The organism is Winogradskyella sp. MH6 (assembly GCF_022810765.1).
GTDB lineage: Bacteria > Bacteroidota > Bacteroidia > Flavobacteriales > Flavobacteriaceae > Winogradskyella.
Genome location: NZ_CP094494.1, coordinates 867,454 through 881,121 on the forward strand (window position 1 = coordinate 867,454; position 13,668 = coordinate 881,121).

Here is a 13,668-nt window from a genome sequence, read left to right on the forward strand (position 1 = left end):
AATTGCTTGTTTTCAAACCAAAATCTCAAAATTAATTTCCGAAGTTATAACGCAGTGTAATACCAGACCTTAACGAGGTTTGAGGGAACGATGTGGATATAGCAAAATCTGAGAATGTATAATCAAAATAAAAGATAGCTGTAAGATTTTTACTAAACGCATAGTCTGCTGAAAACTTCCCGCTCCATATGGTTTGCCCTGCTGTTATCTGGTTATTCTCTAAATCTAAATATCTAATAATGGTTTTATTATCTCTTACCGAGATATCTGCTCGCATATTTAAATCGCTCTTAACAATTTGTTTTGCGCCTGCTAAAGCCGATCTAATTCTTAAATCTTTTATACGATAACCTAAACCAAGTGTATACTCTTGCCCTTGAACTTCTGTAAGCAAATTGTTATCAAAACTCAATGATAGTAATCTATCTTTTTGAATTTCTGCCAGTACTTTAATAGAGTTTTTCATTTCAAACTCTAAACGAATTAGAGGACTAAATTGCTCTTCTAAGTTGATATTATTGTAAAGTGTTCCGTTTTTATAATCACCTGATTGATTTAAAGCATCAGCGGATTGGTCACCATATTCTACACCTCGTTCAGCAGCAACATAATCTAAGTTAGTTCTAAATTGATTGATGGTGTATCTAGACCTATATCCATGTTGTATAGAAAAACGTCTAAAGTTCTTTTTGAACCATGGAATTTTCATTAAGCCCGTATACTTCAATGTCCAATTTGGTATCGGCACATCTCTAAATGCTCTCGTACTTACTTTTTCTGGATCACTGCCTTGGTATGCTGAAAGAAAAGCTGGCAACAATACACGCTGACTATTTTTACCAAAACCTAATGGGTAACCTTCAGCGTCTGTAGCAAAGTTAGTGGTACCATAAAACTCTCTTGCAAGTCGATTAGCAATAATTAATCTATTGGCTCTAAAATCATCAAAAGCATCAGACTGGTTCTCGTCGCTATTACTAAATGCCGTTTTTATTAAGGCTGTAGATATATTGAAGTTTCCAAAGGTATTAGGAGTTAAAGATCTATAATCTAAAATACCATCGCCATTTCCTACAGGTACTTCGTTTCCGTTAGCATCTAAATAATCTTCTACTCTAAAGTTTTCTGTAAAGTTCTCTGCGTAAGTTCTGTTTCCTATTAAATCAATTTTTAAATCGCGCATTGGCTCTACATTAACCGAGTAATCTAGGGTGGTGTTTTTTACAGATGTAAACTGTTCATTAAAATCTGGATATCTAGTCAGCCATCCATTATTTGCGACGATACTTCTAATATCATTTTGGCTACCAAAGGTGTAACCCCAAGTTGGCCTTAAGGTTCCTATAAATCCTGGTGTTGGTAAATAGCCTGGCAAGTATGTACCATTGTTTTCACTATATCCAAATTGAATACGCTTTACCATTGTAACGATATCTATAAGAGTATTATAAGCTTTCTTACCTGCGCTTAACTTATTAGGATCTCGTTGTTGATTCCCATCATCTAATTTGTTTGCTGTTGCAGTTGGTGTCGCAGTTCTCGACTTTACTTGTGAATTTCTATTTCTACCTCTCCTATTATTTTTTCTCACCAAACCTATAGACTTGTAAAAAGTCTCCATATTTAGGGTAGAATTGATATTGTGAGTATTAGAGTTTTGTATAGAATGCCCTAGGTTATAGGTCCTAAACAAATCTGGTGTTGTAGGATCATTATCATGATCGGTAGCTACTTCCAAACCTTCATTTAAATCCGAACCTTTCTGCCATTGAAACGCACCATTATATGTGTAAGTTGCTCTTAAGAAGCTTAAAGCAGGAATCTTATACAAAGGCAACTCATAATTAACCTGAAGCTGCTGTGTTTGGAAGTTTGGATCTCCAAAATCAAAGAAACCATCCCAAACATCAAGCGTTGGGTCTTGTCTGCCATTAAGCTGGTCATCAACAAAATAATTTCTAACAATATTTGTATTGGCTGCTGTAAAATTAAAACTTAAGGCATCGGTTAAATTATAATTTATAGCATACTGAAAATCGAATGTATAGTTTCTTCTGAATAATTCTTCGATACCAATATTATCACCTCCAAGCTCTACTTCTCTAAACTTTTGTCTACTAAATTGCCTGTTTATATCTGTATTTACCGAAATATTAGATGGCAATAAATTAAGATTAAAGTCCTTGAGAATCTTCCAGTATTTTCCTGTAAACAACGAATCATTCTTTTTAAAAGGCTCAACCTTTACAGGATTAAAAGCATAGTTGTAATTAACACCTGCTCTTACATTTTGGTCTAAAGAATTTTCAATTTCAAAATCGCGATGCTCAACCTTATTGTATGAATAATTGAATGTGAAATTCTCTACATCATAAAACCTTTGCTTCTTTTCGCCTGTTCGTTGCTTTCTAACACCAATAAAGTTAATACTCTTTCGCTTGGTATAATTTTCATTTACTTTGAGTATAGAATCTTGATTAGTGGTATTATCTAGTTGCGTCTGTAACTCAATATCTCTGTAATACTCGTCAAACTGTGGTGTAATAATTTCCTCGCTTTGAGAATAGTTAAACGGAATTTGAATTCCCCATTCCTTAGGTAATAATTGCCCAAGCTGAACATTTGTAACTACATCGTATTGCTTTACATCTTCTCTACTTCGCTCGTTTGGAGATTGCTCTATGCCACCAAAGCCTATTGTACTGCGTCTTCCTGTAGCACTGATATCTGCAAAGTCTGCAATATTAGAATCCATGCTTACTACTGCAGCCCAACCACCTTCGTTTTCTAAATCGGACATACGCAACTCGTTAAACCAAACCTCTCCACATGCATTAGTACCAGTAAGACCTGAGTTTTTAACACCTACCATTAAAACTCTAATATCTCCAAAATTTGGATTACCCTTAATGGCAACACGCTGCTGACCTGTTGCCAATGGTGAAAATTCAGCCACTGGTGTTTCATTTAATACACCATCTATAACATCATAAAAAGTAGGGTCTTCATTAGATAAAGTCTGATCGAAAATTCCCTGAGATTTAATATCCTGAAGAATATCTAATGAAATATTGATTTCATTAACTGCTGGCCAAATACGCTCTTCTACTGACAAGTTTCCTTCGACTAAATCTGTTGGTAATAATGGTATTTCTATTTGATAAAAGTTCTGTGTAAAGTCATTACCCATTCTTATGAAAGCGGTAAGCTCACCTTCTTGAAGCATTTGTCCATCTTGAGCTTCAGCATGTAAAAACATACGAAGCTTTTTATACTGGCGCATATCAACGTTAATGTTTTTAAACACTCCTCTAGAATCTTCTGGTTCTAACTCACAAGCTTGAAGCACCAAAGATTGCTCATTCTGTCTAATAATATTATTGTTATTATTTAATTCCTCACGTCTAACTCCTGGTGGAATAACATAATTTCCATCATTCTCTTGCACACCAATAATACCCACATTAAACTCAGCGTTTGCACTGTTGTTTGTAGGGTCATTATCTAAATCTAAAGTATAACGTCTCCAGTCACTTCTTACTAAATCTAAAGTTGCAAAACGTAATACTGTGTTTTCAACAAAATCTCTTAAATATAGACGCGCAAAACGAACAGATCTAATATCTGATATACCTCCTATAGCATTAGTTGGCTCATTGATTGGAAGTCTAAACTGGTACCATGTTACCTCACGTTGTTCTCCATTTGGTAATGTTACCTGTCTTACTTTTATATCGTTAATTTGAGGGTTATTAGCATTAAGTATTGATGGATTGATATCTACTTCATATTCGTAATAACTATCAATGGTGTTCATTGTGTTATCACGGTTGATATCCTCTACATCTGGTTGGGTTGTAGAGCCTCTGTTGGTATCTGTAAACACATCTGGAGTGTTACCTTGTAAACCATTGTATTGCTTATAACGTTCAAAGATGTTACCATCTGTATTAAGATAGTAAGTGTAGTTATCATTTGCTGGATCTTCACCAAATTGAGTACCATAAACTGAAATTTCTTCAGCATCATCATAACCATCTAAACCAACATCTTGGTTTGCTCGTTCTTGGCCAGTCGTAGCAAACGTATAAATTAAAGATTGGTTTTGAGGCACTACAGAATTATAATCGGTTGGCTCTAAGATTGAAATATCACCATTTTCAGGAAGTCCGTTTTCATACTGTTTTTTACCATCTTTTAAAACATCCTCCGAAATATTTCCAAGGTTTATAAAAAGTTTACCTCCTTGACCTGATGGATTATCTAAAAACGGGTCTTGAACCCAAAATTCAATATACTCAACATTAGCCTGTTCAAAATCTGTGGATGTAATTTGTCTTGATATACCTGCCCAACGCTGATTTGGCATCACTGTTCCTTGTGCTTCAAATGGATCAAAATTATAAGGCCCTCTTTCCTCTGGGTAATATGCTAAATCTAATGTATTAATTACAGACGTTTGACCTTGAACTACATCAACTTCTGGAAATATTTCTTCAATAAAAACACGTCTTGTATATAAATTTGAAACATCGTCATCTGTAATACCACCAGGTCTTTGACTACTGTAAAAAATTGGATCAACTGTATACCAGTTTAAGAATCCTCTACCGTATCCATTTTCAAGTCCATTATTATCATTTCCTCTAATAGTATTTGGTAATTCTTTTGGTCTACTAGACAAATACCAGGATAAGGGACTTAATAAATCTATAGCTCCTTGAGTTCCTTCAAAATCATCTATATAGGCTGTAGCTTCACCATCAAAATCGGTTCCTTTTGGAGCTCCTGGCAACAAGTATGCAAACTCACCTCTTACCGAAAGGTTAGACGGTACATCTGTATCTACGTTAGGAAGTTTGTTTACCAACCTAGTTAAAAATGGAACTTCTGTGGAATAATTTCCGTTAAAACCAAATATGGTATTATTGATTGGCTCTGAATTAAAATTAGCCTTTTGGGTAATAGGCCTTTCATTAAGATTTAAAAGTGTTGCACCAAGGACAAAATTTTCATTAAACTGGTGTTCTATATTTATACCTGTAAATCGTCTTGTTTGCTGACCAAAAACCGCATTATTTTCTACCGAAACATTAATCGGTGTGTTAGAAGCTTTTAGAGCTTCATCTAAAATTTCAACACGTCCTAACTGATAGTTTACTGTATAGTCTATGCCTTCTACTAATACTCTACCTCCTGCAGTTACTCTTACAGAACCACGAGGCACATTAAATGCACCTATAGGAATACCACCATCTCCTCCACTACTCTTAAAACGTCCTTTAATCTGAAACTTATTTTTCTCTGCTTCATCTAACGCCTGAGTTTTAGTAGATTTATATAACAAGTCATAAACGTACTTTTCCTGGTTTTCGTTGGTATATATATCCTGTTCATAATCCGTAGCATTATTACTTGGGTTATTATCATCATCTAAAACATCAAATAAATAGCGTCCAAAAGGTTCAGCTTTGGTAAAGATGATTTTTCCATTTTGGGTTAAAACCGTTAAACCTGGTACGTAATCAAAGAAACCATCACCACCTTCTTGTGGGTCATTATTACTATTTAATCGATCTACATGAAATAATCGTATTAAAGGGGTTTCTTGTATTTGGGTATCGTCATTAGGGTCTAATGGAGTGTTGTTATTATATAACGGAAATGTTGTGCCTTCAACTGGTCTTATGTAGTTAACAGGCGATGCTTCGGTATAAAAAATGTTTAATCTAAAATCTTCTTGACTCAATTGAAAAGCACCTGTATCGTAAATGTTTTTCATCATTAAGTCCCAAATTGGCTGATCTACTGATGTCACAGCACTCTTTAACATTTTTAAGACTAAGCTTTGGTTATTTACAACCTGATTACCGGTTGTACCTTCACTAACCTGTGTGGCATCTACTCCATCATTGGCAAATTCACCTACTTGATATACTTCTCCACCTCTTGTATATTGAAACGCTACGGCTAAAACCTCATCGTTTAATAAGCGTTGGTTTAAAGAGATATATCCTAACTCCGTGTTTAAGACATAATCTTGTCCTTCTTGAAGCTTACGTGCAGCCTCAAGTTTTCCATAATCAAAACCTTCGTTAACACCCACTAAAACACCTGCCTCAACATTGGTAATGTCTCTTACTGCTTCCGTTAAAAGTGAACCTGCTCCACCAATATTTGTTGGGTCGAAGTCGTTGTTTCCGTTATCTGGAAGTCCACTCATACTATTTATAAAGCCTGCTGGTAAAGGATCTAAACCTATGTTATCAGGATCTGATTCACCTAAATCCTGAAAAGCTACAATGTTTCTAACGTTATTGGTTTGGTTGTTTCTATTAGTTACCCAAACTTCAACTCTTGTGATTTGTAACCCTTGATTATCTATGAAAGGATACTGTAATAAGGCCTTATCGTAATTATCTCTAAAGTAATGTGATAAAAAGTAGTGTCGGTTTTCGTCATAGTCTCTTGCAAAGAATTCAAACTCTTCTAAAGTACCGCCTCCTTGTGCTACAACAGATTTAGACTGCGATTGTTGCTCTGAGAAAACCGCTGTAACTCTTGTTTTACCAAATTGTAATTCTGTTTTTACACCAAACAGACTCTGTGCTCCTCTAATTAAAGAGCTGTTTAAAGGCATGTTTACATTACCGACTTCAATTTTTCTGATGATATCATCCTCCGTTGGCGTGTATTCTAATTTTACAAGTTGTTGAAAATCGAAAGTTGCCTCGGTATCGTAATTGGCAGTTACCTGAAGTCTAGTACCAACTTTACCCAACAAGCTCAATCCTATTCTTTGATCGAAATCGAAGGTAAAATTCGTTCGGTTTCTAGGTGAAAATGAAGGGTTATCTTGCTTTGAGAATAATACCCCTAAATCTACTTCTGCATAACCGCTTGGTATTACATTGATTGTATTTCCACCAAAAATGGTTTCAAACAATCCTGAATTGACATAAAACTCAGGCAGTAAATTTTTCTGATCTTCTTCGCTGCCTTCCTTTTGTCCGGCAGCAGCATCTGCCATACGCTTATAATACTCCTTTAGCTTTTCTTCTAACACTAAACGCTGAAATTCTTCAGGTGTAAGAATTAAAGGATAGTTAATATTAAAATCACCTATTTTCTCGGTATATACATATCTATCTAAAATAGGATCGTAAGTATATTTAGAAACGATGCTATTAGGGTTTGGCATTTTTAGCTTACCTAATGCAAATGTTGTTTTTGTAGAATCTTGCTCTTCTGTTTCAGGCTCTTGTGCAAAAGCAGGTGCACTCATTAGTATCATAAATACTAATGACACATAAAAACTGATTGATTTTAATTGATTGTAGTTAGTTCTATTCAATTGTATTATAAGTTTTTAAGAGCTTCTTTAATTATTTGCTCTACAAGGGCATCTGGTTGGGCTTGTAATATTTTATCAACTACTTTTTCGGATTGTTTTTTGTTAAATCCTAAAACATCTAAAGCAGATAACGCTTCATCTTTGTTCGTATTGTTTGGTATTAGAGAAAGTTCGTCTATACCATACACTTTTAACACTTTATCCTTTAAATCTATGATAACACGTTGTGCTGTTTTGGCTCCAATACCTTTTACACTCTGAATCAAAGCTACATCTCCACCTGCTATACCTTCTTTAACTTGTTCTGGAGTTAGTGACGACAGCATAGTACGCGCTGTATTTGTACCTATTCCACTAACCGAAATCAAAAGCTTAAAGATTTCGCGCTCAGCTTTAGAAGAAAAACCATAAAGACTATGAGCATCTTCCCTAACCTGCAAATAGGTATACAACTTAAGATTTTCTCTATCTGGTATTTGAGAAAAGGTATGAAGCGATATATTAACAAAATATCCTACTCCGTTGCAATCTATCACAACGTCTGTAGGATTTTTTTCCACTAGTTTTCCCTCTAAGTGTGTAATCATTTATTACCAAAGGTTAAAGTCCCAAATGTAATAAAATTATTTACAATAAAAGGGTTGTAACCCATGTAAGACTACTTTGACTTTTGTTGGCGTTTTTCTCGCTCTTGCGCATCTATAACAGCAATAGCTGCCATGTTAACAATTTCGTCTACACTTGCGCCTAATTGAAGAATGTGTACAGGCTTTGCCATACCCATCATAATTGGTCCTATAGATTCTGATTTATTAAGCTCTTTAAGTAATTTATAAGTAATGTTTGCGGCATCAAGATTTGGAAAAACAAGCGTATTTACCTTTCTTCCTGCTAATTTAGAAAACGGAAAAATATCTTGAAGCAATTTAGCATTTAAAGCAAAGTCTGTTTGCAGTTCACCATCAACTACCATATCAGGATAGGTTTTATGTAAAATTGCTACGGCTTCCTGTACCTTTTTTGCTCTAGGATTTTCAGATGAGCCAAAATTAGAATACGAAATCATAGCTGTTACTGGCTCTATCCCAAACATCCTTGCAACTCTTGATGTCATTCTTGCAATTCTAGCTAAACATTTTGCATCTGGATCTATGTTTATTGCCGTATCACTTAAAAACATTGGCCCACGTTGTGTCATCATAACATTAGTTGTCGCAATTCTATTGACACCTTCTGCCATACCAACTAACTCTAACATTGGTTTTACGACTGAAGGATAATTACGAGAATAACCTGTAACAAGGGCATCTGCATCTCCAACATTTACCATCATGGCGGCATAGAAATTACGCTCACGCATTTTCTTTTGAGCAGAATATAACGTTACACCTTGTCGATGTCGTTTTTCCCAATAGACTTTTGCATATTGATTTTTACGTTCGGTTTCATCATCAGATTTTGGGTCTATAATCTCGATATCGGCATCAAAATCTATTTCAGACATTAATTCTATGATTGCATCTTTTCTACCTAAAAGCACTGGCTCTGCAACGCCTTCTTCGTACACAATCTGAGCAGCTTTTAAAACATCTAACTGATCTGCCTCAGCAAATACAACACGCTTAGGGTTAGTGCGCGCTCTGCCTAACAACTGACGAACCAACTTATTATCTGAGCCTAATCGCTCTAACAACGCATTTTTATATCGATCCCAGTCTTCAATAGGCTCTTGAGCCACACCACTTTCTATAGCTGCTTTTGCAACAGCAGGAGGCACTTCTGCAATTAATCGAGGATCGAAAGGTTTTGGAATAATATAATCTCTTCCAAACGTTAATCTAGTTTCGTTATATGCCAGATTTACTTGCTCTGGCACAGGTTCTTTTGCTAATGTAGACAACGCCTTAACGGCTGCCATTTTCATTTCTTCATTAATCTTGGTAGCCCTAACATCTAAAGCCCCTCTAAAAATAAATGGAAAACCAAGCACATTATTTACCTGATTAGGATGGTCACTACGTCCAGTAGCCATGATTATATCGTCCCTTGTTGCAATCGCCAAATCGTAATTTATTTCAGGGTTTGGATTTGCCATTGCAAACACAATTGGGTTATTTGCCATAGATTTTAGCATCTCTGGCGATACAACATCTGCCATTGATAAACCAATAAACACATCAGCATCTTTCATGGCTTCATCTAAAGTATCTATCTTTCTATCTGTTGCAAATTCTGCCTTCTGAGCAGTAAGATTATCTCTGTCTTTTCTTATGACGCCTTTGCTATCTATCATTACAATATTCTCACTCTTAGCTCCAAAAGCTTTGTAGAGTCTTGTACAAGAAACAGCTGCTGCACCTGCACCACTGACAACAATCTTTACATCTTCAATATTTTTTTCGGCAAGTTCTAAAGCATTCAACAATGCCGCTGCAGAAATAATTGCTGTACCATGCTGATCATCGTGCATTACAGGAATATCTAGTTCTTCCTTTAATCGACGCTCAATTTCAAAAGCTTCTGGTGCTTTTATATCTTCAAGGTTAATCCCTCCAAAAGTTGGAGCAATATTTTTTACCGTTTCTATAAACTCATCAACATTTTCGGTATTAACTTCAATATCAAACACATCTATATCAGCGAAGATTTTAAACAGCAAGCCTTTTCCTTCCATTACAGGTTTTGAAGCTTCAGGACCAATATTACCTAATCCTAAAACTGCTGTTCCGTTAGATATTACAGCTACAAGGTTTCCTTTTGCTGTGTATTTATAGACGTTATTGACGTCCTTTTCTATTTCTAAGCAAGGTTCAGCAACACCTGGAGAATATGCTAAGGATAAATCGCGTTGTGAAGCGTATTTTTTGGTAGGCACAACTTTTATTTTTCCTGGAGTTGGCTTGGCGTGATATACCAATGCTTCAATTCGCTTGCTTTGTTTGCTCATAATCAATTTTAATTAAGCCACAAAGATACGTAAATGCATAATCGTCTGAAAAAATCTATGCTTTTATAAAAGTTTAATCTTTCAAAAATTGAATATTTCGCTTTAATCCTGACAGTTTAGTCCGTTTTACGGCTGACTTTTTAAATACTTTTTTAAATGTGTCTTCAGTTATTTCTTCCCAATCTTTTTTTGTCATTGATAACAATTCGGGATGTGGATTAAATAAGGGTTCGTTATGAGATTTACTGAACCTATTCCAAGGGCAAACATCTTGGCATACATCGCAGCCAAACATCCAATCGTCAAATTTACCTTTCATGCTAGTTGGTAAATTGTCTTTTAATTCTATCGTAAAATAAGAGATACATTTACTTCCGTCCACAACATAGGGTTCTGTAATGGCATCCGTTGGGCAAGCATCTATACAAGCCGTACACGTACCACAATGATCTGTAACAGGTGTGTCGTAATCTAACTCTATATCTATTATAAGTTCAGCAATAAAGTAGAACGAACCAACTTTTTGAGATAGTAGATTAGAGTGCTTTCCAATCCATCCTAAACCAGATTTTGCTGCCCAAGCTTTATCTAGTACAGGTGCAGAATCTACAAATGCGCGTCCATTTACTTCACCTATTTCCTCTTGAATAAAAGCCAGCAACAATTTAAGTTTATCCTTTATTACAAAATGATAATCGGTACCATAAGCATACTTAGACACTTTAAAAGTGTTTTGGCATTGGGTTTCATTTGGAAAATAATTGAGCAATAAAGACACCACACTTTTTGATCCTTCAACAAGTAACGTTGGGTCTAAGCGTTTATCGAAATGGTTTTCCATATAACGCATTTCGCCATGCATGTTTTTATTTAACCAAGATTCTAACCTAGGAGCTTCTTCCTCTAAAAACCCAGCCTTACTTATACCGCAAGACAGAAAGCCAAGTCGCTTAGCCTCGTCTTTAATGAGTTGAGTATATTTAGAATTATTTATCATTAAGATCGAGGTTCAAATCTTAAGTAGGCATTGTTTGGTTTTAAGGTAATAAGTGGAGTTATGCCTATGGCTTCAAATTCTGGTATTATTTTATATTTTGAAACTAATTGACTTACGGCAATAATCATTTCAAACATGGCAAAATTATTACCTATGCATTTTCTTGGTCCGGCACCGAATGGAAAATATTGAGACGAATATTGTCTTCCTCCTTCAGAAAAACGTTCTGGCATAAAAGCATCTGGGTGTTCCCATAATTCTGGATGACGATGAATTTCGAAAATAGAAAACAACAAACTAGAACCTGCTTTAAAATGCATGCCGTTAAAACTGTCTTCTTCAATATTAACACGGTCTATAAAATACGCTGGTGGATACAATCGCATAGACTCTTCAATAACTTGCTGACACACTTTTGCAGATGTTACTAATGCCATGGTATCTTTAGTTTCTTTTTCGATACTTGAAATTTCTTCAACAATTTTATCCTGCCACTTAGGATGTTGTGCCAATAATTGAAATGTAAAGGTTAAAGCATTAGATGTGGTTTCGTGTCCAGCAACAAATAATATTAATATTTCATCAATCAATTGTTCTTCACTCATTGGTTCACCATCATCATATTTAGCATCAAGCAACATATCCAATAAATTGTTTTGTCTTAACCCAGAAACTCTCCGTTCGTTAACAATACGTTTTAAAATCTGCCTTGCCTCTTCAGTAAGATCTAGATGCTTTTTTATACTTCCGCTAGCTGTAAACCACCAAGCTAAATATGGTTGCCTTAGTTCTTTAACAAGCATTTTTTGAGTAGCCTCCGTTATGTGTTGCAGTCTATGTATATCTTTTTGATTTACTGCATTGCTAAACAATGATTTTACTACGGTTTGGAATGCTAAATCGTTTAAGATTGGAAAGATATCTACCTTTGTATTTGGCTGAACTTTTTGATATTCGGTTTTTATAGTATCATTAATATTATCCAATAACAAATTGAGTTGCTTTTTATGAAAAGCAGGTTGAATGAGTTTTCGCTGTTTGCGCCAATGCTCCCCTTCCGAAGTTAATAATCCTTTACCAATATATTTTGAAAGGTCTTCTGTTTGAATTTTACTTTTTGTGTAATTCCTTTGATTTTTTTGAAGCACATATTCAGCAAATTGAGCATCGCGAGAAAAGTATATTTTTTTATTTAAGCCTATAGTGAGACTAAATGTATTCCCTCTTTCAATAAAATTATTGTGATGAAACGGTAATGGGTTTTTTAGAATATTAAGGGAATGCCTTAAAAATTTGGATAAAGGCACGTTAGGAATATGAGTGTTATTTTTCATGCATCATAAAAATCAAAACAAACCACCTTGGATTGGCCCTTTAACCTTACCTAAGTGCTTATAGGCTTGCTCTGTTACTTCACGACCACGTGGTGTTCGCATTATAAAACCTTGCTGAATTAAAAAGGGTTCATAAACTTCTTCGATGGTTTCTGCACTTTCACTCACAGCTGTTGCTAAAGTTGTAATACCTACAGGTCCACCTTTGAACTTATCTATGATTGTGGTTAAGATTTTGTTATCCATTTCATCCAAACCATGAGCATCTACATTTAATGCTTCTAGTGCAAACTTGGCAATTTCTATATCTATTTTGCCATTCCCTTTTATCTGTGCAAAATCTCTAACACGTCGTAATAAAGCATTAGCAATACGTGGCGTACCACGACTACGTCCTGCTATTTCTATTGCAGCTTCCATAGAGATTGGCACATTGAGTATTGAAGAACTTCGTTGCACAATAGTGGTAAGCAAATCGGTTTTGTAATACTGTAAACGACTGCTTATACCAAAACGAGCTCTCATAGGTGCTGTTAACAGTCCTGAACGCGTTGTTGCACCAACTAATGTAAATGGATTTAAATTTATCTGAACCGTTCTTGCATTTGGTCCAGATTCTATCATGATATCTATCTTGTAATCTTCCATTGCAGAATATAAGTACTCCTCTACAATTGGACTTAAACGATGTATTTCATCTATAAATAAAACATCTCTATCCTCTAAGTTAGTAAGCAAACCTGCTAAGTCACCTGGCTTATCTAAAACTGGACCAGACGTCACTTTTATATTTACATCTAGTTCGTTTGCTAATATGTGAGCTAATGTGGTTTTACCTAATCCTGGAGGGCCATGGAAAAGCGTATGGTCTAATGCTTCTCCTCTTAAATTTGCCGCTTGAACAAAAACCAATAAGTTTTCCAATACCTGATCTTGTCCTGTGAAATCGTTAAAGGACAAGGGCCTTAACTTTTTTTCTAGGTCAAGCTCTTCAGGACTGTAATTGTCGTTAGATGGATTTAGGTTTTCGTTCATA

6 protein-coding genes are annotated in these 13,668 nt (G+C 35.3%); all 6 read right to left on the reverse strand.

Going from position 1 to position 13,668, the window contains the following annotated elements:
- Positions 1 to 31: 31 nt before the first annotated feature.
- The 6 genes from sprA to ruvB all read right to left on the reverse strand — a co-directional run bounded on the left by sprA (position 32) and on the right by ruvB (position 13,667).
- Complete coding sequence (sprA, locus tag MST30_RS03995; protein WP_243473115.1) at positions 32 to 7,354, reverse strand: T9SS outer membrane translocon Sov/SprA; 7,323 nt, start codon at positions 7,352 to 7,354, stop codon at positions 32 to 34.
- Between the two features lie 5 nt (positions 7,355 to 7,359).
- Positions 7,360 to 7,941: a Holliday junction branch migration protein RuvA gene (gene ruvA, locus MST30_RS04000; RefSeq protein WP_243473116.1), complete on the reverse strand. Its 582-nt coding sequence runs from the start codon at positions 7,939 to 7,941 to the stop codon at positions 7,360 to 7,362.
- Positions 7,942 to 8,012: 71 nt separating this feature from the next.
- Positions 8,013 to 10,301: an NADP-dependent malic enzyme gene (locus MST30_RS04005; protein ID WP_243473117.1), complete on the reverse strand. Its 2,289-nt coding sequence runs from the start codon at positions 10,299 to 10,301 to the stop codon at positions 8,013 to 8,015.
- A gap of 73 nt (positions 10,302 to 10,374) precedes the next feature.
- The gene (gene queG / locus MST30_RS04010; protein ID WP_243473118.1) at positions 10,375 to 11,298 is read right to left on the reverse strand and encodes a tRNA epoxyqueuosine(34) reductase QueG; all 924 of its coding nucleotides are present in this window, start codon (positions 11,296 to 11,298) and stop codon (positions 10,375 to 10,377) included.
- Positions 11,298 to 12,632 (reverse strand): cytochrome P450, encoded by a 1,335-nt coding sequence (locus MST30_RS04015; protein ID WP_243473119.1) that lies wholly within the window; start codon positions 12,630 to 12,632, stop codon positions 11,298 to 11,300. Before MST30_RS04015 ends, queG begins: the two co-directional genes overlap by 1 nt.
- Positions 12,633 to 12,644: 12 nt before the next feature.
- Entirely contained in the window at positions 12,645 to 13,667 is a 1,023-nt protein-coding gene (gene ruvB, locus MST30_RS04020) for a Holliday junction branch migration DNA helicase RuvB (RefSeq protein ID WP_243473120.1), read from the reverse strand.
- Position 13,668 lies beyond the last annotated feature (1 nt).

Coding starts and splice junctions, on each gene's coding strand:
- ruvA (WP_243473116.1), bottom strand. CDS start 7,941: ATGATTACACACTTAGAGGGAAAACTAGTGGAAAAAAATCCTACAGAC.
- MST30_RS04005 (WP_243473117.1), bottom strand. CDS start 10,301: ATGAGCAAACAAAGCAAGCGAATTGAAGCATTGGTATATCACGCCAAG.
- queG (WP_243473118.1), bottom strand. CDS start 11,298: ATGATAAATAATTCTAAATATACTCAACTCATTAAAGACGAGGCTAAG.
- MST30_RS04015 (WP_243473119.1), bottom strand. CDS start 12,632: ATGAAAAATAACACTCATATTCCTAACGTGCCTTTATCCAAATTTTTA.
- ruvB (WP_243473120.1), bottom strand. CDS start 13,667: ATGAACGAAAACCTAAATCCATCTAACGACAATTACAGTCCTGAAGAG.